The following is a 22,103-nucleotide window of genomic DNA, read 5'->3' as shown; positions in this document are numbered from 1 at the left end:
TCTCAGTGCATCAGACAAAGAGGTGTTGCTGTGCTGTTGCCCTGCTTTTGCTTCAACCACTCAGGTCGGCTACTAGGCCGCCGTGCTCTGCTCTTGATCTGCTTTTGATCTTGATCTGACAGGCCCCGTCAACCACGCTGGCCGAACGCAGGCTTGAATCCGTGGGTAACCCGGCAGGACGCCGGGTTAGCCGCGTTGGGCCATGGATGGCCCGTCGCGGCGGCCCACGGATTCAAGCCGGAGTGAGGGCACACCGAGCCTAGGCGAGGTGCCGAGTGGTGGGGCAAAGACCTTTTGGTTACTTTTGGGGCGTTTGCCAAAAGTGACCCGCTGTAAGAGCGGACCCCTAAGTGGCCGTAACCGCAGCAACGGATATGTACACCAAACATCCCATTTGACTCCCCTCCCACCCCCATGCTCTCCTACACACCTTGTTTCGGGTGCCCTTCACAGGGTGAAACGGGAAACCGGTGACTTATGCCTGCGCATGAGAAGTCCGGTGCTGCCCCCGCAACGGTAAGCGAGCGAAGCGTCATAACCACTGTGCCTGTACGGCATGGGAAGGCGATGCTTTTTAGACCCAGCGTCCCTCGCAAGCCCGGAGACCGGCCCGAAAAATTTCAGATAACAAACCCGCGGTGGGCGGGCGCTGTTCAGAACCCTGCGTGCCCGGCTCGCAGGGTTTTCATGCGCTCGTTTCACCCCGAAACCCGAAGGGACGCGCCCATGTCGATCATCAGCAGCACCTCGCACTCCGCCAGTAGCACCGCCACCCTGAGCCAACGCCTGACCGCCGCCATCGGCGCGTCGATCCTCGGCGCGTGCCTGGTGTATTTCGCCGGTTTCTCGCATATCGAGGCGGTGCACAACGCTGCCCACGATACCCGCCACAGCGCCGCGTTCCCGTGCCACTGAGACCTGCCGACATGATCAAGCGCATCGCCCAAACCGCAGGCTTCACCGGCTTGCTCGCCGCCCTGCTGCTGACCCTGCTGCAAAGCTTCTGGGTCGCCCCGCTGATTCTGCAGGCGGAAACCTTTGAAAACGCCCCGGCCGCTGCCGAAGTCGTGCCCCATGTGCACGCTGAAGGCGCCGCGGCTCACACCCACGACGCCGAAGCCTGGGAGCCGGAAAACGGCTGGCAACGCGTGCTGTCCACCACTGGCGGTAACTTGGTGGTTGCGGTCGGTTTCGCATTGATGCTGGCCGGTCTTTACACCTTGCGTGCGCCAACCCGCACCGCTCAAGGGCTGCTGTGGGGCTTGGCCGGTTACGCGACGTTTGTACTGGCGCCCACCCTGGGCCTGCCACCGGAGTTGCCGGGCACCGCTGCCGCCGACCTGGCGCAGCGGCAGATCTGGTGGATCGGCACGGCGGCGTCCACGGCTGCGGGTATCGCGCTGCTGGTGTTTGGTCGCAATTGGCTGCTCAAAGGGCTGGGTGTGGCGATCCTGGCCGTGCCGCATGTGATCGGCGCACCGCAACCTGAAGTGCATTCGATGCTGGCTCCAGAAGCGTTGGAAGCCCAGTTCAAGATCGCCTCGCAACTGACCAACGTCGCGTTCTGGCTGGCACTGGGTCTGATCAGCGCCTGGCTGTTTCGCCGCAACCGCGACGATCAATACTCGGCATGACGCTGGTGGTCGGGCTGGGTTGCCAGCGCGGGTGCGATGTTCACACCCTGCTCGGCCTGTTTGACGCCGCCCTGGCCGAGGGCGGTATCGAGCGCCAGCGCATCACCGCGCTGGCCAGTATCGACCGCAAGCGGGATGAACCGGGGCTGCTTGCCCTGGCGCACATGTTGAACCTGCCGTTGCGGTGTTTCAGCGCAACGCAATTGGCGGTGCTTGAACCGCGCCTCAGTCACAGATCGGCGGTCGCGTTTGCCCATACCGGCTGTTACGGCATCGCCGAAAGTGCCGCCCTGGCCTTGGCTGAACAGCTCTCCCACCGCCCCGCCCACCTGCTGATCACGCGCAAAAAAGTCGCTCAGGCCACCTTTGCATTGGCCTGCGCCGACTAAAAACCCGATAATTGCCCTTCTCGATCATGAGCAATCTTCATGCTCGCCCGTTTTTCAACAGGAATTCCCATGACCGTCTACTTCATCGGCGCAGGCCCCGGCGACCCGGAATTGATTACCGTCAAAGGCCAACGGTTGATCCGCAGTTGCCCGGTGATCATCTATGCCGGCTCACTGGTGCCAGCGGCGGTGTTGGAAGGTCACCAGGCGGCACAGGTGATCAACAGCGCCGAATTGCACCTGGAACAGATCATCGACCTGATCAAGGCTGCCCATGCCAAGGGCCAGGATGTGGCGCGCGTGCACTCCGGCGACCCCAGCCTGTACGGGGCGATTGGCGAGCAGATTCGCTGCTTGCGCGAGTTGGGCATACCGTTCCAGATCATCCCGGGCGTTACGGCGGTGGCGGCGTGTGCGGCGTTGCTGGAGACGGAGTTGACCCTGCCGGATATCGCGCAAAGCGTGATCCTGACGCGCTATGCGGATAAAACCAGCATGCCGGCCGGTGAAGACTTCGACAGCCTGGCGCGCCACGGCACGACCATGGCGATTCACTTGGGGGTTAATCATCTGGCCAAGATCGTCGCCGAGCTGCTGCCGCATTACGGCGCAGACTGCCCGATTGCCGTGGTGCACCGGGCGACGTGGCCAGATCAGGATTGGGTGGTGGGTACGCTGAGTGATATTGCCGAGAAAGTGGCAGCTAAAGGCTTTCGGCGTACGGCACTGATTGTGGTCGGGCGGGTGCTGGCGAATGACAGCTTCAGTGAGTCCTCGCTGTACCGTGCAGGCCACGCGCACCTCTATCGGCCCTGAAGCAATGCGCTCAAAAAATGTAGGAGCGGTCTTGCTCGCGAAGACGGTGGGTCAGTTGCAGATGTACTGACTGATACACCGCATTCGCGAGCACGCCCGCTCCCACAGTTAATCTTATTTGGCAGAAATACCGCACAAGGTACTGAATTTAAAGCATAAAAAACGGCGCTCACGGGGCGCCGTTTTTTTGTTCGCAGCGAACACCTTACTCAGTAGTAGGCGTTTTCTTTCTGCGTGTGGTCGGTGACGTCGCGTACGCCCTTGAGCTCGGGGATGCGCTCGAGCAAGGTGCGCTCGATGCCTTCACGCAAGGTCACGTCTGCCTGGCCGCAGCCCTGGCAACCGCCGCCGAACTTGAGTACGGCAATGCCGTCTTCGACGACATCAATCAGGCTGACCTGACCGCCGTGGCTGGCCAGCCCCGGGTTGATCTCGGTTTGCAGGTAGTAGTTGATGCGCTCGTTGACCGGGCTGTCAGCGTTGACATTCGGCACCTTGGCGTTGGGCGCCTTGATGGTCAACTGGCCGCCCATGCGGTCGGTGGCGTAGTCGACCACGGCGTCATCGAGGAAGGCTTCGCTGAAGTTGTCGATGTACGCGGTGAAGCTTTTCAGCCCCAGGGCGGTGTCTTCAGGTTTCTCTTCTCCGGGCTTGCAGTAGGCGATGCAAGTCTCGGCGTATTGGGTGCCGGGCTGGGTGATAAAGACGCGGATGCCGATACCTGGGGTGTTCTGCTTGGACAGCAGGTCGGCCAGGTAATCGTGGGCGGCGTCGGTAATGGTTATGGCAGTCATGGAAACTCCTCACAGGCTTGCGGGCAGTTTACGCCAAATCATTACAGAGGTACAAAGTCCTAGTGTTTTTGTCGGGATAAATTCGACCGCTCGTCGCCATCAAACCAACCTTTGAGCACGCGATAACTGCCCTGCTCCAGCCATCGGTAGCTGCCCATGGCGCTCAGGCCGATGATCACCACGCACACGGCCAGCACGGCATAAGGGTTCAGGGCGTAACGCTGGGCCAGATAACCGCCGGCCGAAAGCACCAGCACGTGCAGCAAATACACCGAATAGGAGCAGTCCCCGAGCACTTTAAACAGACGATAGTTGACGAAGAATCGCTCAAGCGCCACGCACGCCACCACCAACACCGCGCTGGGCAGGCCCCAGGTCAAGGCGCGGGGCGAGGCCGGCCAATGATAGATCGCCAGCAGCGCTGCGACGATTCCTAGCAGCGGCAGCCATAACCCCGGGCGAATCCAGCCCTTGCGGTAGAGCATGCCGATGCCGATGCCCATCAGAAATTCGACGACAATGTCCGAGCGATAGAACTCACTGATCCAGCCAAACGAGGTCCAGGCCTCGCAGACCGCAAACAGCAACGCCGCCACCACCAGCAGTCGCCATTGCCGACGGAACAGCAAGGCCCAGGCAAACAGCAGGTAAAAAAGCATCTCGTAGTTCAGCGTCCAACCGACGTTAAGGGTCGGGTACACGCCATAACCGCCGGGGTTTTGCGAAGGAATAAACAACAGCGACATCAACACATGGGCGGCATCGACGCTCTGGTCCGGCAGCATTGGCCGGGCGACCACCACCAGTAATGCCATCAGCAGCGTGTAGAACCAGTAGGCCGGCACGATGCGCAGCAAACGGTACAACAGGAAACGCCAGGGCGGCAGGTCCTTGTCCTGGGTAGACAGGAAAATCACCAGGCCGCTGATGACAAAAAACACGTCCACGCCCGCGGCGCCCTTTTCGACAAATAACCTTCCCAAGGCCGTATCGGCCTTGAAACCGAAGAAAATCTGCATGAAGTGGTGCCCTACCACCGTCCAGGCCGCCAGCGCGCGCAACGCCTGTACCGAGATCAACATTGTTTGCCGCCCTTCCCAACTCATCTAGATGAAGTTGGGACCATGGCGGACGGTCAAAGGTCGATCAAAGATTCTCGTAGCGGTTCATGTCCAGCACGCCTTCTTCCACCGGCGTGGTTTCACGGATGTACTGCGACGCGTCATGGAAATACTGCCAGAACAGCGGATGGCTGCGGCGCACGCCCCAGCGATCGACGATCTTCTCGAAGCGCTTGGCGTCCCTGGCATTTTCCATTGCCGCCACAAACTCCGGCACTTCCTGCGCGGGGATATTGAAGATGAAGTTCGGGTAGCTGCTGAGCACACCGGGGTAGATGGTCACAGTGTCCAGGCCCGGTTGATAGCGATAAGCCTCACCCAACAGGAACGCCACATTACTGTGCGCCCGGTTGCGCAGCATGCTGTAGAACTCGCGTTTGCCACTGGCCGTTTCGATCCGCAGCAGGCTCGCCTCGGGCAATTGATCAATCACCTTGAGCCCCGCCGCCGGCCTCGACGTCAGGCGACTGAGCGCCTGCTCCGCAGCCTGCAACGCCGGCTCAATGCCGTCGCGCGAGCAATAGGCACTGGTGCAGCGGTTGATCGGATCCGGGCTGGCATTCAAATAGCCATAACGCGTCAGCAATTGCTTGGCAAAATCGCGCTTCGGGTCCTTTTCATCCAGGTGCAAGCCGCTCGGTTTGTCATCATCAATCGCTTCATAGTCCAGCCACAGCTTGAGCTTGCCGCTGTTCTGGTACCAATCGTCCATAAAATCATCGCGGGTATCCGCCGGCATCAGACGCAGGAAGTTCTGCTCGGCGCCATTGCGGATCAGGTCGAAGTACAGCCGGGTCTGGGCCTGGTGCGACACGTTGCCGAACACATCGAAGTTCACCGCCAACTGGTAATAAGTGCGTTCCAGCAACGGGTAATCGAACAACCACATCGTTTGCGGCACTTCGCCGATCAGGCCCTTGGTCACCGAGGCACTGTCGAAATGGCGGAAAATGCTCAACAAGGCATTGTCGTTACCCGCCCACAGGGTCGACCAACTCGGCGGCGGCAAGTCTGCGTAGCTGTCACGGCGCAAGGCCTCGTAGTGGTTACGCTTGTCGCGATAGGCCAGCCACAGGCCGAGCACGCTGCCCACGTCGTCGTTCTGCCCCGGCATCGCCAGCAATGGCGTGGCCTGGCCGCGATAACGCGCATCGGTGATGTACAGGTCGTGGTCCGGGTCCTGGAACAGGGCCCAGAAATTATCGCGAATCACGTCCGTGGCGATCTGCCCACGGCACACCGGCCCGCGAATAAAGGTGCGCACGAAGTATTCGGCGTTATCGAGCATGAACTGGTAACGCGCCTTGGCCGGAATTGCCTCAAAGGTCTCGAACGGGTTGGCCCGGCGCCCCGGACCGTAGCCCGGCAAGGCGTTGACCTGCCAGTCACCGGCGTAGAACAGCGCTTTGATGCGCGCCATTTTCGCCGCGCTGAACGGGTAAGTGATGTGCGTTTTGTGCACGATCACGCCCTGCACCGGCCAGAGGCGGTAATAAACGTTGGTGCCTGGATCATCGTTGGGGCGACGGGTGGCGATCAGATCAATCGGCTGGCCGCTCGGCGTGCGTGAGCGCACCCACTGGAAGAAATGCCCCGGCTCGCCGTTCTCGAAGTAAATGTGCGCCAGGAACAAATGCTCATACAACCAGCGCGCCACCAGGCTTTCGCGGGCGCCGGGCTGGTTGAACAGGTTTTCCCACTGCTGCACCTGCAAGGCTTCCCTGGCGCTGGGCGCCAGGCCTTGGTCATCAATCGGGGCGCCGGAGGCCAGCCAGCGCTGCAGCGTCTGGTATTGCTGGTCGGTCAGGCCGGTGACGGCCAGCGGCATGCCTTCCTTGGGATGCGCGCCGGCGTAGGCATTGAACTCGCCGGGCATGGCGCACAGGTTCTGGCGGTTCAGGCCCAGCATGATCTCGTCGGGCAATTTGGCATTGGGTTCAAGTGGCGCGTTATGACCCAGCTCCAGCATGCGCGCCATCAACGCGGCCTGGCTGCCCTGGGCGTCCAGCACCGAGTAAAAGCCCTTCTGCTGCCAGGCCTGCTTGCCGAAGGCGTCTGAGAACAAACGGGTGGTCGGTGCGGCCTGGCTGCGTTCGCCGTCGTAGACCGGCATTTTGGTCGCGCCGCGCGCAGCGCCCTCGGCACTGCCCAGGTTGAGCTGGCAGGCTGAGTCGTAACAGGCGTGGCAGGCCACGCACTTCTCGGTGAAGATCGGTTGGACGTCGCGGGTATAAGAGATCGCCGGGGCGGGACTGTTGACCGGTAAAGCCTGTGCCTGAGCGCAGCTGGCTATCAAGGCCAGAACGGCGCTGATGATGAGGCGAAGTGACATGTATCCGATCCCGATTCAATGCGTGCGATATAAAAGTGCCAGCAGTCTACCGGGCCATGCTACCCGCCAACATGAACGATATTCATGCAAAACCTGGACATGCTCTAAATCGGCACAGGTTTGTTATGATTCACGCCCTCCGAAATGCCTGACCAGAGTAGTCCCATGTCCGATCGTAGCGCTCGTCTGCAAGCCCTTCACCAAGCCCTCAAGGAACGCATCCTGATCCTCGACGGCGGCATGGGCACGATGATCCAGAGCTACAAGCTTGAGGAAAACGACTACCGCGGCAAACGCTTTGCCGATTGGCCGAGTGACGTCAAGGGCAACAACGACCTGCTGGTGCTCACCCGCCCCGACGTGATCGGTGGCATCGAAAAGGCCTACCTGGATGCCGGTGCCGACATTCTGGAAACCAACACCTTCAACGCCACGCGTATTTCCATGGCCGATTACGGCATGGAAGAACTGGCCTATGAATTAAACGTAGAAGGCGCGCGACTGGCACGCAAGATCGCCGACGCCAAAACCCTGGAAAACCCGGCCAAGCCGCGTTTTGTCGCCGGCGTGCTTGGCCCGACCAGCCGTACCTGCTCGCTGTCGCCCGATGTGAACAACCCTGGCTACCGCAACGTGACCTTCGATGAGCTGGTGGAAAACTACACCGAAGCCACCAAGGGCCTGATCGAGGGCGGCGCCGACCTGATCCTGATCGAAACCATTTTCGACACCCTCAACGCCAAGGCCGCGATCTTCGCCGTGCAAGGCGTGTTCGAGGAACTGAACGTCGAACTGCCGATCATGATCTCCGGCACCATCACCGACGCCTCCGGCCGTACCCTGTCGGGCCAGACCACCGAAGCGTTCTGGAACTCCGTCAGCCACGCCAAGCCACTGTCCGTGGGCCTCAATTGCGCCTTGGGCGCCAGTGAACTGCGTCCGTACCTGGAAGAGCTGTCGAACAAGGCCAATACCCACGTCTCGGCGCACCCGAACGCCGGCCTGCCCAACGAATTCGGCGAATATGACGAGTTGCCGTCGCAAACCGCCAAGGTCATCGAAGAGTTCGCCCAGAGCGGCTTCCTGAACATCGTCGGCGGCTGCTGCGGTACCACGCCAGGCCACATTGAAGCCATCGCCAAAGCTGTGGCCGGCTACGCGCCGCGCCCGATCCCGGACATTCCCAAGGCGTGCCGCTTGTCGGGCCTGGAGCCGTTCACCATTGATCGCAGCTCGTTGTTCGTCAACGTCGGCGAGCGCACCAACATCACCGGCTCTGCGCGTTTTGCCCGCCTGATCCGGGAAGACAACTACACCGAAGCCCTGGAAGTCGCCCTGCAGCAGGTGGAAGCCGGCGCCCAGGTGATCGACATCAACATGGACGAGGGCATGCTCGATTCGAAGAAGGCCATGGTGACCTTCCTCAATCTGATTGCCGGCGAGCCGGACATCTCTCGCGTACCGATCATGATCGACTCCTCCAAGTGGGAAGTGATCGAAGCCGGCCTCAAGTGCATCCAGGGCAAGGGCATCGTCAACTCCATCAGCATGAAGGAAGGCGTCGAGCAGTTCATTCACCACGCCAAACTGTGCAAGCGTTATGGCGCCGCGGTGGTGGTGATGGCCTTCGACGAAGCCGGCCAGGCCGACACCGAAGCGCGCAAGAAAGAAATCTGCAAACGCTCCTACGACATCCTGGTCAATGACGTCGGCTTCCCGCCGGAAGACATCATCTTCGACCCGAACATCTTCGCGGTCGCCACCGGTATCGAGGAGCACAACAACTACGCCGTCGACTTCATCAACGCCTGCGCCTACATCCGCGACGAGCTGCCGTATGCGCTGACCTCGGGTGGCGTGTCCAACGTGTCGTTCTCGTTCCGCGGCAACAACCCGGTGCGTGAGGCGATTCACTCGGTGTTTTTGCTGTATGCGATCCGCAACGGCCTGAGCATGGGTATCGTCAACGCCGGCCAGCTGGAGATCTACGACCAGATCCCGGCCGAGCTGCGCGATGCGGTAGAAGACGTGGTGCTCAACCGCACGCCGGAAGGCACTGACGCCCTGCTGGCCATCGCCGACAAGTACAAGGGCGACGGCAGCGTCAAAGAGGCCGAGACCGAAGAATGGCGTGGCTGGGACGTCAACAAGCGCCTGGAACACGCGCTGGTCAAAGGCATCACCACGCACATCGTTGAAGACACCGAAGAATCGCGCCAGTCGTTCGCGCGCCCGATCGAAGTGATCGAAGGCCCGCTGATGTCCGGCATGAACATCGTCGGCGACCTGTTCGGCGCCGGCAAAATGTTCCTGCCCCAGGTGGTGAAATCGGCCCGGGTGATGAAGCAGGCCGTGGCCCACTTGATTCCGTTTATCGAGCTGGAAAAAGGCGACAAACCGGAAGCCAAGGGCAAGATCCTGATGGCCACGGTGAAGGGCGACGTGCACGACATCGGCAAGAACATTGTCGGCGTGGTGCTCGGTTGCAACGGCTATGACATTGTCGACCTGGGCGTGATGGTGCCGGCGGAGAAGATCCTGCAGGTGGCCAAGGAGCAGAAGTGCGACATCATCGGCCTGTCCGGGCTGATCACGCCGTCGCTGGATGAGATGGTTCACGTGGCCCGCGAGATGCAGCGCCAGGACTTCCACCTGCCGCTGATGATCGGTGGCGCCACCACCTCCAAGGCCCACACGGCGGTCAAGATCGAGCCCAAGTACAGCAACGACGCGGTGATCTACGTCACCGACGCTTCGCGCGCAGTGGGCGTGGCCACGCAATTGCTGTCCAAGGAGCTGAAGGCCGGCTTCGTCGAGAAAACCCGCCTGGAATACATCGACGTGCGCGAGCGTACGTCTAACCGCAGCGCCCGCACCGAGCGCCTGAGCTACCCGGCGGCCATCGCCAAGAAGCCGCAGTTCGACTGGAGTACCTATACCCCGGTGAAGCCGACTTTTACCGGCGCCAAGGTGCTGGACAATATCGATCTCAAGGTGCTGGCCGAGTACATCGACTGGACGCCGTTCTTTATCTCCTGGGACCTGGCCGGCAAGTTTCCGCGCATCCTCGAAGACGAAGTGGTCGGTGAAGCGGCCACCGCGCTCTACGCCGATGCCCAGGAAATGCTCAAGAAGCTGATCGACGAAAAACTCATCAGCGCCCGCGCGGTATTCGGTTTCTGGCCGACCAACCAGGTGCAGGACGATGACCTGGAAGTCTACGGCGACGATGGCCAGCCGATTGCCAGGCTGCATCACCTGCGCCAGCAGATCATCAAGACCGACGGCAAGCCGAACTTCTCCCTGGCCGACTTCGTGGCGCCAAAAGACAGCGGCGTGACCGACTACATCGGTGGTTTCATCACCACCGCCGGCATCGGCGCAGAAGAAGTCGCCAAGGCCTATCAGGACGCGGGCGACGACTACAACTCGATCATGGTCAAGGCCCTGGCCGACCGCCTGGCCGAAGCCTGCGCCGAGTGGCTGCACCAGCAAGTGCGTAAAGAGCACTGGGGTTACGCCAAGGACGAGCAACTGGACAACGAAGCGCTCATCAAGGAGCAATACAGCGGCATCCGCCCTGCTCCCGGCTACCCGGCGTGCCCTGATCACACCGAGAAGGCCCAGTTGTTCCAACTGCTGGACCCCGAGGCGCGCGAAATGCACGCCGGGCGCAGCGGCGTGTTCCTCACCGAGCACTACGCGATGTTCCCGGCGGCGGCGGTCAGTGGCTGGTACTTCGCCCATCCACAGGCGCAGTACTTTGCCGTGGGCAAGGTCGACAAGGACCAGGTCGCGAGCTACACCGCGCGCAAAGGCCAGGACCTGGCCGTGACTGAGCGCTGGCTGGCGCCGAACCTGGGTTACGACAACTGATCGGCTAATGGCTCAGCGCGGCGATCTCCCGCGCTGACAGCACGTTTATCAAGGCCTGGCGCTGCACCTTGTTGGCCTTCTGCAACGCCTCCCATCTGCTGGAGGTACGCCGAATTCATGTCGGGGTAGCGATCCTCCAGCGCCGAGGCGCTGTCCGCCAGCGTCTGCTGCAGCCGGGCGAACGCGTCCGGGTACTGCTGCTGCAGATAATCGACCCAGTACGTGCGCGCCGTCAGTTGCTCGATGAACAGCGATGTCTGTTCGCGGGCCATGATCGTCGTATAGGCCGCCTCCAGGTCGACTGGCCGTACTCCGGAAAGACCTTCGTAAAGCATGCTTGCAGGTTGCCTGGGCAAAGCCAGGCGCCGGGCCAGGCCGATACGATAGGCCAGGCGTATTTCGGCCGGGTCGGTGCCCGGGTTTTCGCGAATCCGCACGCTCGCCACTTCCTCCAGCTGGTCCAGGCGGAATAAGCCTCTGGACAGGTTCAACAGGGCGCGCCCCTTGTCGGTGGGGTCGATGGCACGCAGGGCATTGAACTCATAGACTTCGACTTCCAGCGCGTTGAACAACAGCATGCGCCCATCCCCACAGGTCACCGCAAGCCTGGAAGCACGCGCGATGCCCATCAGCCGCTCGCACAAGGCTGCATCGCCATAGGCCGCCTCCAGCACTTGCCAAACCCGCCCGGCCAGGTCGGCGCGGTCGAGTTCGAAGTCTCGGGTATTACGCAGTTGCGCCAGAATGTTGGAGAAATCACCGCTGTCGTCCCGGGCGATCACCGTGTCCCATATCCTGTGTTTTTCCGAGTCGAGGGCCACGCCGGCAAACCAGCGTGCCTTTTGCACATCTGCAGGCTCAAGCTCTGGGTGAACGTCAGGATGTTCGTCATCGGACTCGGCCCCATACCCCGCCAGTTGATCGTCAATTTCCTCGGCACTGAAACCCAGCCCACGCCCGGTTTCGCGTTGATACTCGCGCAGGCGGATGAACGCTTCCTCCAGCAGCAGGTTGTCGGACAGATCGGTACCGGCCATCAAGGCAGCATGTTGTGGCTCAAATGCCTCGGCAGGGATGACGGCTATCGGGTAGTTGCTCCTGAGATCGAGACGGGTCAGCGCGGGAGCTTCCAATGCGCCGGTGGGCCATTCAGACAGCCGGTTGCGACTCAGATCCAGGCTTTGCAGGCGGTCGAGACCGGTGAGGTCGAAGGTACTCAGGGCGTTGCGCCCCACGTCCAACACTTGCAGGCGCGGCAAGTCACGCAGTTGGCGCTGCAACGGCACGTTGGCCGCCAGCGCGTTGTCGTTAATGCCCAGCTCGGTCAGGTCTGCCATCTGCGTTACGGCCTCGGGCAGCGTGCCCATGCGGTTGCCGTTGAGCATCAGGCGGTTCACGCGCGCAAAGGCGCGTAAAAAATCGTTCGAGGCGACCGTAAGGCGTACACCGCTCAGGTCCAGCGCCCGCACATGGTTGAAGGTAACCGGCAGCGCCGGCAGGTCACCGAGGATCAGGCCGCTCAAGTCCAGCGCAGCGTCACTGGCGGGTGTCTCGATGCCCCGCACGTCGCTCAGCGTCTCTCGCCAGCAGGCCAGCAGCCGATCAGCGGCGCGCCGGCGGTCGGTCGCGTTCACCCACTCGTTACGGTTGCGCACGGCTGGCCTGTCAATCCAGCCGTTCAACCGCTCGATCATCTGGGTGTGCTGCGCCTGCCATTGGCGCAGCGCCGTTTCGATCTGCGTGGCACTGACGTCCTGCGCCAGCCATGTGTCGATTTGCTTGCCGGCCTGGGTGGCATCCAGCTGTGGATCCAGGCGCTGCAAGCGCTCGGCCGAGGTCAGCGACGCCTCGGTGGCTTTTGGCGCCAATGCCAGCGGCACTATCAGGTCCGGTTGCTGCGACACCTCGACCGGGAAGAACAGGGGATCGCCGCCGGTCATGCCGGCTGCCAGCACGTTTCGATCAATCCCGAACGGCCTGACAAACATGCTCGCCATGGGTTTTCCGGCGCTGGTGCGGCGGGCAAAAGCCTGCGCCACGGCCAGCGCCGCCGGGCTCAAGCGGCAACCACGCAAGGTGGTACCGGCCAGCAGCGCATCGTGCCCCGCCAGCGCCGCCTCGGGAATGCCGGTGACCGCACTGTGGCTGAGGTCGAGAAACCCCAGGCGCGGCAGGTTCAGCACGCCCTCGGGCCAGTCGAGGATCGCGGTCTGCCCCAGGTTCAGCGACACCAGTTCTGTCAGCGAGGTGACGCTCAGCCGGCCGACGCGGTTCATCGACAAGTCCAGCCGTCGCAGCGCCTGGAGGCGGTTGAGCCGCGTCTGGGTAGGCGTGGTGATCGTCAGTTCGTTGCCACAAAGATTCAGGTCGCTCAGGTGCTCCAGCGTCTCAAGGGCCTGAGGCAGCTCGGTCAGGCGGTTGTGACTCAGGTCCAGTTCGCGCAGCTGCGCAAACCGGCCCACGAATGCATTCACCTGTGCCGCCGTGAGCTTTGCGCCGGCCAGGATCAAACGCCGGATCTGCGGGAACACCGTATCGCCCAGCGCCGGTAAATCGCCCGGCGCACCGTATTCGCGCAAGTCCAACGTTTCTCTCATCGGCTCGCCACGGCCTCGCGACGGACCCGCCAGCGGCTCGCGGGCCGCGTACCGGGCAGCCAAAGCGTCACGCCAGCACACGCGCAGCCTGTCCGCCAGCGTCTGGCGATGATGGGAGGGCATCTGCTCGCCCTCGACGCGCACCCCATCGCGGCTCTGCCATTCAACCAGTGGCGCATCCCAGGCGCGATACTCCGCGTGCAGCGCCTCGACTTTATCCAGCAACGCACGGCCCGCCAGGCCATCCTCGCTGAACGCGGCGAGTGCATTGGCCGCGAAGGCCGGTACGTGCGGCACCAGCGCCTCAAGGCGCCGCTCACAGTGCTGCGCGACGATGTAGGGCTCGTCCACCAGGTGCGCCGGATTGCCCTGCACGTAGTCAAACGCCTTCCGGAACGCCTGCGGTTCCAGCGCCTTCCAGTTCAACCTCAAGCGGCGCCACAAACGCTCATGCCCCGTGAACAGTTCATCGGGCAGTGAGGCGATCTGCACACCGGTCAGGTCCGCCGATTCAAGCGCCTCAAGCGCCAGCAGCCCTGCCGGCCATTCACGCAGGTTGCCGGCCAGCCGCAGTGTACGCAAACGTGGCAGCGCACGGTAATCCAGGGCCGGAAGACTGCCGGTCAGGTGCAACTGCTCCAGCTGGTTCATGCCTTGAAGGGCCTGGGTCAATGCCGGCGAATACTCACCGAAAAACGTCGGCAGTTCGAGCTTGAGCTCAGTGATGCGGGTGAGGCCCGGCAGCGCGTCGGCAAATGCAGCCATGTTGGCTGAGTCAATGAAAACATCGAGGGCTTCAAGCGCGCCAAACTGTTCGAAAAGCGCACCTGCGGCGAGCTGTGAACTGTTGATTCGCAGCTTGCGCACATGGGAAAAATCGGCAGCCCAGGTCGGCAACGGCTCGGTGCCCAACAGATTGAGCTCGAACAACGGAGCTTGCCCGCGGTACAAACCGTTTCTCCAGCCGGCAATGAGCCGCTCGGCGATATCGCGTCGGGTTGGCCAGTTGGCCCCACGAGGATACGCAGGCACGTCGCCCTCGACCCAGGTGTCCAGCGCTGCGCGCAAGCCCTCGAACTCCCTGCGCCGGTTCTCCAACAGGTGAAACACCTGCTGGTCGGAGTCACCGGCAAGCAGTCGACTCCTGACGAACTGCAATGCCTGCTGATCATCCAGATTGGGATAAATGTCCCGCACCCTGGCAACCAACGGCTCGTCGGCAAACCCCACCGCATCACCGCTGGCCGCGTAACCCAGTTGACCGGTCGGGCTTCGGACCCGGCGACCGGCGCCGGGTGTGAGCGGCTCGCGCTTGAGGATGCGCGACATGGCCTCGCGGTGGCTGCACGCGTAGTCCGCCACGTGTTTGCGCAACGCCTCAGCCGGCTCGCCCTGTAAGGACGCGCGTAGCGTCTCGGGCAGCGCGTGCAGCAGCGACTCAAACAGATTGCGACCGTACCGGGGAAGGCTATTGAGTGCCCTGCCCTCGGCATCCAGCAGGCGAAAACTCTCCCCCGCCTTGATCAGGTAATACCGCGTTGCGGCCTGCTCAGTGCCGATGCTGTCCACCAGCGGCCCGTTGATGCCGAGGGACCGTTCTTCTATGCGTATAGCCGGCGACCAACCGGGCAGTTGCTCGAGGCTGTGCAGCGCCACACGGTCACTGGCCGCAGAGGCCAGGTTGTCGCGGTACACGCCTGCCAAGGCGCGGCTCACACTGCCCCGATGCAGGTGCTCGCGAATGGCTTTGGCCAGGCGCAGGGGCACCCGGCCGCTGCTGCGCAGTTGGCTCAACTCGGCAGCGCTGGCACTGGCCAGCACCCGCTGCGCGGCTTCTGGCGACAGCGACGTAAAACTGCGCTGCAGCGCGCGAATATCCGCCTCTGGCGGCGCTCGTCGGCTCAGGAGGCTGTCGAACAGGGCCTTCTTGCGAGCCTGCGCCTGATCGGCCAGACGCTCTCTGAACACCTGTACCGGATCGGCGCCGGCCGGCATGCTTTCGCGGCCGAGCAAACGGCTGATTTGCGCTTCGTTGAGGGCGGCCAGCACGTGCGCCGGCAATTGCCCGGCATCGACTTGCGCCTGGGTCATCTTGATCGTGGGCCTTGCGCTGCCCGGCGACTCTGCGCCGAACCGCTGGGAAGCGCCCCAGGGTTCGGGGCCGCTGAACACCTCCACCACCTCCTCGACCGGCCAGCCCGGCATGTCCACGGCCAGCGGCACCATGAACTGGCAGAGGCCCTCCAGGCAGGCGCCTTCGCGGATTTGTTTAATTACCTCGTCCGCCTGACGGTCTGCCTCGAATAACCGCGCCACCTCCAACAACTCTGGCGGCGGCGCCTGTTGATCCATGTGCAGCTTGCGCAATTGATCATCACTGATCCCGCAGACGTCGGCGATCTGTTCCAGTTGCGCATCGGAAAATGGCTCCATGTGCAGTCCGCAGCGGCGCAGCAACGTGCTGCGACGCCATGCCAACGGCCGCTCCAGCGTGTGCCGCCAGGCACCGTGCCCGTTGTGTTGCACAACCGGCTGATAGGCGTCGATTTCAGTCGGGTGCTTGATCCGCCATTGCTTGCGCAGCGGGTCGAAAGTCTTTTCGTAAACATTGCCCTCCAGCGCAATGTAGGTTTTGCCTGCTACCGGGTATTGCCCCATTGCGTTGGGTTCAAGCCCCTTGAGCGAGACGCTGCTTTTGTAGGCCGCAAGGTCGGGATGCCACAAGCGCAGTTTGCCGAACGGCGTGACCACCCGGCTCATGCCGTTGACAAAGCGCGACGGCATAACCGGCGGCGCCCTGCCCGCCACGGCACCCAGCGCGGCCATGAACGCGACGTTCTGCATCACCGAGGCCAGATGCGCCCAGGCCTCTTCCCTGTCGCCAGCGTTCCACGCTTGCACGCCTTGATAAACCTCATAGCCGAGCTGTACGGCGGTGACGGCCATCATCACTTCGCCCAGCCCCGGCACCAAAAACGCCGCGACATTGACTAGGTTCAGGCCCCATTCGGCCCAGTGCTTGAGGCGATTGACCCAGGCGTCGTGATCGACTTGCGCGGTGGGTACCGCCAGCAACTTCGCGTTGGACCTGAGGCGCGCAAGGTGGCATTCGTACAGGTGACCGAATACCTCGGCGCTGATGAACGTCTCCTCGGGCTGCAGCTTGACGCTGTCGTTCCAGACTTCCTCGTACATCCCGTTGGCATAGGCCGCAGGGTTGTAATGGGGCCCTGGTGGCACCGGGTTCGGGTTCCAGCGCATCGTTTTCAGTTGGCTTTTAAGCCGCCGAAGGAACGTCTGCGCTTCATCCTGGGACAAGAAGCCGGTAAAAAACCGCTGGTAACCCACCGAGCGCAAGTTGAGCGCCAACTGCGTGGTGAACGCCTTGAGCGATGCGTATTCCCTGACTGGGTTGCGCGGATCACCGGGGATCCACACGATGACTCGACTGTCGCCAGCCCGGAGTTTGAGCAACTCGGCCGCCGGCAGGATAACGTCGATGAGCGTCGCCATGCCCGGCAACGGCTTGCGTGTGCTGGCGCCGATGATCAGCACCTCGCTCACCTGCGCCCCCAACAGGCTCAACTGGCTGTAAGCCACCGGCTTGCCATCCAGGGTCGGTGCGGGATGGGCATCGAGTATCGCCAGCAACGTGGCGTAGGCCGTGGCGCTGAGGGTGTTGCGCAGGCGAGCGATGTGGGCGTGCACCCGCAGCGTGTCCTTGTTTGCCTCGATCATCTGCCGACGCACCTGCGCCGCAGTGGCTGGCGTCTCAAACACGCGGCTCAGGTGTTGCTGGTATTGCTGACCCAGGTCCAGCTCGCGGCACAGGTTGGCGAAATCCGCAGGCTTGATCGACAGCTTGTCGCGCAGGCGGTAACGCCATTTCGCAAACGGATAACGGTTGCTTTCATCGTACGCCAGGATGTCCAGCGACCCCGCCGGCGCCAGCGCACTGGTTTCCTGCAGCGCGGTTTCATCAAACCGCTCACCGTCTTCGAAGTTGCGCAGCGCGGCTTGCAACAGCGAATGCTGTTCGAGCCGGTTGGGCGCGCGCAGGTGGAACAGCGCGGTGGTGTTGACGTCGGGTGTTTGGGCGAATGCCTTGTGCAATGCCTCGGCCAGCAACGGCTCGGCAAATTCAGTGAGGCCTTTGAAGTCTTTCAGCGTTTCGGCCAGGGCCTGGCTGGAGGCCTGGCGCCGGCGGCCGCTGTCTTCCAGGGCTTGGCGCACTGCTGGGCTGGCGGCGGCAATCGCCTCGGGATAGCCGCGCTTGAAGCGCTGCACCGGGTCGCGCGCGCGGTTGAGGGCCTCGATATCCGCCGCCGTCAGGTGTTTGATCCACCCGGGCAGACGGGCCTTGATGAACGGAGCATGAAGTGAAGAGGTGGGCATGTTTGACGATTCCTGATGCGTCTTGAAGAAGCATCAGAAAATCACGCTGGCGGCCCCCAGAAGCGGTGCACTTTTATGGCCTGCTGCGGGGAATTGACTATGCTTGCTCAGGATCGACCGGATCCGCATGACGAGGGTTTTATGAACGACTCACCCAATAAGCCCCCTACTTTCTGGCAAATGCTGCACAGCGTGATGGCCGCGGCCTTCGGGGTGCAAAGCGGAAAGAACCGCGCGCGCGATTTCACGCATGGCAAGCCCAGCCACTTCGTGATCCTGGGAATTGTGTTCACGGCGGTGTTTGCATTGACCCTGTTCGCCATCGTCAAGCTGGTGCTGCACCTGGCAGGCGTTTGAGTGCGCTCAAGGCGTTAACAGCTGCAAGCCGAACGGGTAGACGTAACCGGCCGGTTTGCCCTGGGCCGACAACGCCCGAAAATTCACGCCGTAGACCTGCGCCGCGTTGATGTCCAGTAGACGCTGGGCAAGGTCCGGGCCGATCAACTCAAACAGATCGAGCTTGCGTTCATTCACGCCGTTCTGGCGGATATCCAGCCCCAGCGCATCGTCATGCAGCAACACCATCGCCCAGCCGCCAAGGGTGAAGTGCCCTGCCACCAAAACGCTCAAGCGCCCATCAAGGCGAGCCCGCACTACCTCGGGCGAACTGTTGACGGCGCTGAACAGCACGTCCTTGCCCGGCGTACGCCCAGTGGCTTGCAGCGCCGCCATCGCGCCCAGCGCCATTTCATCATTGGCCGACCACACCATGGCGGTTTGCGGATAACGTTTGAACAGTTGCGTGGCCTGTTCGAACGCGCGCTGGCGGCTCCACTCGCCATACACCAGCTGGCGCATACGCACGTAGGGGAAATCGACCAGGGCCCGCCGTAAACCCTGCTCGCGCAGCTGCGCCGCCGGCGTGGTCTTGACCCCGGAAAACGCCAGCAGATCGAGGGTTTGGCCGGGTGCGACGGGGCCATGCTGACGCAGCAGCTCTGTGAGCATCAGGTAACCGGCCTCCTCATCATTGGCGATAAGACTGCCGAGCCAGTTGGGATAGCTGTGGGCATCCAGCAGTTGCACCTGGTCGCTGGTCAGGGCGTTATTCACGATCAGCAACTTGACCCGGCTGCCCTGAGCCATGCGCAGAATCTGCGGGGCGACGTATTGCTCATTCACCAGCACCAGGTAATCAGGCCGCTCGCTGCCTTGCAGCGCTTCCCGGGCCTGGGCCAGGGTGTTACGAGGATCGCGCTCGGAATAACGCACGCGCAAATCCAGGCCGAGGTCCTTGGCGGCGGCCTGCATGAATTGCGCGTAGTTGACCCAGAAGGTTTCCGTGGACGTGCCAGGGTTGAGAAACACCACCGACGCGGCGTGGGTCATGGCCCCGTACGTCGACCCCAGCAACCACGCACACGTAATAAGAACCTTCAACATAGTTGTCTGAACCTTGAACGTTGACGGCCATGATAGTGGCAATACGACAGTCAATCGAGGTCCAATCAACGCGAGTTTATTGGTGGCTGACCCAGAATACGGCGGTTCCTACCACCAGGATTATCAGAAACAAAATCGCCCAGGCATCAACGGTACTGTCGGGTTTACGGGCTTTGGTCGGATTGCTCATTGCATCGCCTCTTATCGGTTTTATAGGTGATTGCACTCAAACACGATCACAGTAAAGTTGATGATTGCCCGCATGACAAATGTGGGTATCGCGATAACCGTTCTCATTAGTCAATTTGGTTATTTACATATACTCAAACATCACTTTTGCGCATAAACGCAAACTGGTATCGTGCGCCGGCTCCGTTGGGAGTGCGCGGCCGTGCGCGCAGATTTGCCGAGAACAGGACCTATATGTACGTATACGACGAATACGATCAGCGCATCATCGAGGACCGCGTCAAGCAGTTCCGTGATCAGACCCGACGCTACCTAGCAGGTGAACTGAGCGAAGAAGAGTTCCGCCCTCTGCGCCTGCAAAATGGCCTTTATGTTCAGCGCTTTGCGCCGATGCTGCGGGTTGCCGTGCCTTATGGCCAACTGACTTCCCGTCAGACGCGAATGATGGCCAAGATTGCCCGCGACTTCGACAAGGGCTACGCCCACATCAGTACCCGCCAGAACGTCCAGTTCAACTGGCCGGCGCTGGAAGACGTGCCGGACATCCTGGCCGAGCTGGCCACGGTGCAGATGCACGCCATTCAGACCAGCGGTAACTGCCTGCGCAACGTGACCACTGACCAATTTGCCGGCGTGGCCGCCGATGAGCTGATCGACCCTCGTCCGTGGTGCGAAATCGTCCGTCAGTGGACCACCTTCCACCCGGAGTTCGCCTACCTGCCGCGCAAGTTCAAGATCGCCATCAATGGCTCGACCTCGGACCGCGCAGCCATCGAAGTGCACGATATCGGCCTTGAGCCGGTGCACAACGCGGCCGGCGAGCTGGGTTTCCGCGTGCTGGTCGGTGGTGGCCTGGGCCGTACGCCGGTCGTTGGCGCGTTCATCAATGAGTTCCTGCCCTGGCAAGACCTGTTGAGCTACCTCGACGCCATCCTGCGGGTCTACAACCGCTACGGCCGTCGTGACAACAAATACAAGGCCCGGATCAAGATCCTGGTCAAGGCGCTGACCCCTGAGGTATTTGCGCAGAAAGTCGACGCCGAAATGGAACACCTGCGCGGTGGCCAGACCACGCTGACCGAAGCCGAAGTACACCGCGTGGCCAAGCACTTCGTCGATCCTGAGTACAAGGCCCTGAGCAATCAGGACGCCGAGTTGGCTGCACTCGATCAGCAGCACCCAGGTTTCGCCCGCTGGCGCACCCGCAACACCCTGGCGCATAAAAAGCCGGGCTATGTCGCCGTGACCCTGTCGCTCAAACCCACCGGCGTGGCGCCGGGTGACATCACCGACAAGCAGCTGGACGCCGTCGCCGACCTGGCCGAGCGTTACAGCTTTGGCCAACTGCGCACCTCCCACGAGCAAAACATCATTCTCGCGGACGTCGAGCAGAGCCAACTGTTCACCCTGTGGGGCGAGCTGCGCGAAGGCGGTTTCGCCACGCCGAACATCGGCTTGCTGACCGACATCATCTGCTGCCCCGGCGGCGATTTCTGCTCCCTGGCCAACGCCAAATCGATCCCGATTGCCGAATCGATCCAGCGCCGTTTCGACGACCTGGACTACCTGTTCGACATCGGCGAGCTGGACCTGAACATCTCCGGTTGCATGAACGCCTGTGGTCACCACCACGTCGGCCACATCGGCATCCTGGGCGTGGACAAGAAAGGCGAAGAATTCTACCAAGTGTCCCTGGGTGGCAGCGCCAGCCGCGATGCGAGCCTGGGCAAGATCCTCGGCCCGTCCTTCGCCCAGGAAGCCATGCCCGAGGTGATCGGCAAACTGATCGATGTGTACATCGAACAGCGCACCGAAGATGAGCGTTTCATCGACACCTACCAGCGCATCGGCATCGACCTGTTCAAGGAGCGCGTCTATGCAGCGAATCATTAAGAACAACGAAGTCCTCGACGAAACCTGGCACCTGCTGCCCAAGGACGCGAGCTTCGACGGCATTTCCAACTGCGACGACCTGATCGTGCCGCTGGCCCTGTGGCGCGAGCACGGCCATGCCCTCAAGGCCCGCGACGGCGGCCTGGGTGTGTGGCTGGACGCCGATGAAGAAGCCGAAGAGATCGGCGACGACGTGGAGCACTTCCAGGTCATCGCCCTGAACTTCCCGGCCTTCACCGACGGGCGCAACTACTCCAACGCACGCCTGCTGCGTGACCGCTACGGTTTCAAAGGCGAGCTGCGCGCGATTGGCGACGTGCTGCGCGACCAGCTGTTTTATCTGCACCGTTGCGGGTTCGACGCCTTTGCCTTGCGTGCCGACAAAGACCCGTACGAAGCGCTGGAAAGCCTCAAGGATTTCTCGGTGACGTACCAGGCTGCCACGGATGAGCCGTTGCCGCTGTTTCGTCGCCGTTAAGTCTTCGCGACTGAAAAAGCCCTGGCCTGCCAGGGCTTTTTTTATGGCTTGAGTTTGATTGGTGCCCGCACCGCCGCTATGACGCCGAGCCACGCCAGGGCGGATTTTGCCAGTGCCGATGACGTAATCTTCACACTCGCAGGTGA

13 protein-coding genes and 1 riboswitch are annotated in these 22,103 nt (G+C 62.0%); of the genes, 8 read left to right on the top strand and 5 right to left on the bottom strand.

Annotated elements, in window-relative coordinates; genetic code table 11:
* The first annotated feature begins 421 nt into the window (after positions 1–421).
* Positions 422–628, top strand: a riboswitch (cobalamin riboswitch).
* 98 nt (positions 629–726) lie between these two features.
* From AACW30_RS15365 to cobM, 4 genes are all read left to right on the top strand, one after another.
* Positions 727–915, top strand: a complete 189-nt coding sequence (locus AACW30_RS15365; protein ID WP_032875937.1) for a CbtB domain-containing protein — start codon at positions 727–729, stop codon at positions 913–915.
* 11 nt (positions 916–926) lie between these two features.
* A complete protein-coding gene (locus AACW30_RS15360) occupies positions 927–1,634 on the top strand; it encodes a CbtA family protein (protein WP_124417153.1) in 708 nt (235 codons plus the stop codon).
* Complete coding sequence (locus tag AACW30_RS15355) at positions 1,631–2,023, top strand: cobalamin biosynthesis protein (protein ID WP_200625215.1); 393 nt, start codon at positions 1,631–1,633, stop codon at positions 2,021–2,023. The genes AACW30_RS15360 and AACW30_RS15355 overlap by 4 nt, the downstream gene beginning before the upstream one ends.
* A 69-nt stretch (positions 2,024–2,092) precedes the next feature.
* Positions 2,093–2,839 (top strand): precorrin-4 C(11)-methyltransferase, encoded by a 747-nt coding sequence (gene cobM / locus AACW30_RS15350; RefSeq protein ID WP_200625214.1) that lies wholly within the window; start codon positions 2,093–2,095, stop codon positions 2,837–2,839.
* Between the two features lie 209 nt (positions 2,840–3,048).
* Here the strand turns inward: cobM and nfuA are convergent, their stop codons facing one another.
* From nfuA to AACW30_RS15335, 3 genes are all read right to left on the bottom strand, one after another.
* A complete protein-coding gene (nfuA, locus tag AACW30_RS15345) occupies positions 3,049–3,633 on the bottom strand; it encodes a Fe-S biogenesis protein NfuA (RefSeq protein WP_017136914.1) in 585 nt (194 codons plus the stop codon).
* Between the two features lie 59 nt (positions 3,634–3,692).
* Positions 3,693–4,715 carry an acyltransferase family protein gene (locus AACW30_RS15340; protein ID WP_106578732.1) on the bottom strand — a complete coding sequence of 341 codons (1,023 nt, stop codon included), beginning with the start codon at positions 4,713–4,715 and terminating at the stop codon, positions 3,693–3,695.
* A gap of 64 nt (positions 4,716–4,779) precedes the next feature.
* Entirely contained in the window at positions 4,780–7,086 is a 2,307-nt protein-coding gene (locus tag AACW30_RS15335) for a fatty acid cis/trans isomerase (protein WP_200625213.1), read from the bottom strand.
* Positions 7,087–7,251: 165 nt separating this feature from the next.
* On the opposite strand from AACW30_RS15335, the gene metH reads away from it, so the two are divergent.
* Complete coding sequence (gene metH, locus AACW30_RS15330) at positions 7,252–10,962, top strand: methionine synthase (protein WP_200625212.1); 3,711 nt, start codon at positions 7,252–7,254, stop codon at positions 10,960–10,962.
* Here the strand turns inward: metH and AACW30_RS15325 are convergent.
* Complete coding sequence (locus tag AACW30_RS15325; protein WP_234452707.1) at positions 10,950–17,954, bottom strand: NEL-type E3 ubiquitin ligase domain-containing protein; 7,005 nt, start codon at positions 17,952–17,954, stop codon at positions 10,950–10,952. The genes metH and AACW30_RS15325 overlap by 13 nt on opposite strands.
* 141 nt (positions 17,955–18,095) lie before the next feature.
* Between AACW30_RS15325 and AACW30_RS15320 the strand changes: the two genes are divergently transcribed.
* On the top strand, positions 18,096–18,311 hold the full coding sequence (locus tag AACW30_RS15320; protein ID WP_106578727.1) for a DUF2970 domain-containing protein: 216 nt from the start codon (positions 18,096–18,098) through the stop codon (positions 18,309–18,311).
* A gap of 6 nt (positions 18,312–18,317) precedes the next feature.
* Here AACW30_RS15320 and AACW30_RS15315 read toward each other — a convergent pair whose 3' ends face one another.
* Positions 18,318–19,397, bottom strand: a complete 1,080-nt coding sequence (locus AACW30_RS15315; RefSeq protein WP_200625211.1) for an ABC transporter substrate-binding protein — start codon at positions 19,395–19,397, stop codon at positions 18,318–18,320.
* 423 nt (positions 19,398–19,820) lie between these two features.
* Here AACW30_RS15315 and AACW30_RS15310 point away from each other — a divergent pair, with 423 nt between their 5' ends.
* Entirely contained in the window at positions 19,821–21,479 is a 1,659-nt protein-coding gene (locus AACW30_RS15310) for a nitrite/sulfite reductase (RefSeq protein WP_017136919.1), read from the top strand.
* The gene (locus AACW30_RS15305) at positions 21,463–21,957 is read left to right on the top strand and encodes a DUF934 domain-containing protein (RefSeq protein WP_106578725.1); all 495 of its coding nucleotides are present in this window, start codon (positions 21,463–21,465) and stop codon (positions 21,955–21,957) included. Before AACW30_RS15310 ends, AACW30_RS15305 begins: the two co-directional genes overlap by 17 nt.
* The last annotated feature ends 146 nt before the right edge of the window (positions 21,958–22,103 follow it).

It is taken from the genome of Pseudomonas sp. MF6747 (genome assembly GCF_963890955.1).
Taxonomy (GTDB): Bacteria; Pseudomonadota; Gammaproteobacteria; order Pseudomonadales; family Pseudomonadaceae; genus Aquipseudomonas.
This window is presented reverse-complemented; position numbering and strand designations above follow the sequence as displayed.

Excerpts from the sequence above, each read along its gene's own strand:
- AACW30_RS15365 (WP_032875937.1), top strand. The coding sequence starts at position 727 with ATGTCGATCATCAGCAGCACCTCGCACTCCGCCAGTAGCACCGCCACC.
- AACW30_RS15360 (WP_124417153.1), top strand. The coding sequence starts at position 927 with ATGATCAAGCGCATCGCCCAAACCGCAGGCTTCACCGGCTTGCTCGCC.
- AACW30_RS15355 (WP_200625215.1), top strand. The coding sequence starts at position 1,631 with ATGACGCTGGTGGTCGGGCTGGGTTGCCAGCGCGGGTGCGATGTTCAC.
- cobM (WP_200625214.1), top strand. The coding sequence starts at position 2,093 with ATGACCGTCTACTTCATCGGCGCAGGCCCCGGCGACCCGGAATTGATT.
- nfuA (WP_017136914.1), bottom strand. The coding sequence starts at position 3,633 with ATGACTGCCATAACCATTACCGACGCCGCCCACGATTACCTGGCCGAC.
- AACW30_RS15340 (WP_106578732.1), bottom strand. The coding sequence starts at position 4,715 with ATGTTGATCTCGGTACAGGCGTTGCGCGCGCTGGCGGCCTGGACGGTG.
- AACW30_RS15335 (WP_200625213.1), bottom strand. The coding sequence starts at position 7,086 with ATGTCACTTCGCCTCATCATCAGCGCCGTTCTGGCCTTGATAGCCAGC.
- metH (WP_200625212.1), top strand. The coding sequence starts at position 7,252 with ATGTCCGATCGTAGCGCTCGTCTGCAAGCCCTTCACCAAGCCCTCAAG.
- AACW30_RS15325 (WP_234452707.1), bottom strand. The coding sequence starts at position 17,954 with ATGCCCACCTCTTCACTTCATGCTCCGTTCATCAAGGCCCGTCTGCCC.
- AACW30_RS15320 (WP_106578727.1), top strand. The coding sequence starts at position 18,096 with ATGAACGACTCACCCAATAAGCCCCCTACTTTCTGGCAAATGCTGCAC.
- AACW30_RS15315 (WP_200625211.1), bottom strand. The coding sequence starts at position 19,397 with ATGTTGAAGGTTCTTATTACGTGTGCGTGGTTGCTGGGGTCGACGTAC.
- AACW30_RS15310 (WP_017136919.1), top strand. The coding sequence starts at position 19,821 with ATGTACGTATACGACGAATACGATCAGCGCATCATCGAGGACCGCGTC.
- AACW30_RS15305 (WP_106578725.1), top strand. The coding sequence starts at position 21,463 with ATGCAGCGAATCATTAAGAACAACGAAGTCCTCGACGAAACCTGGCAC.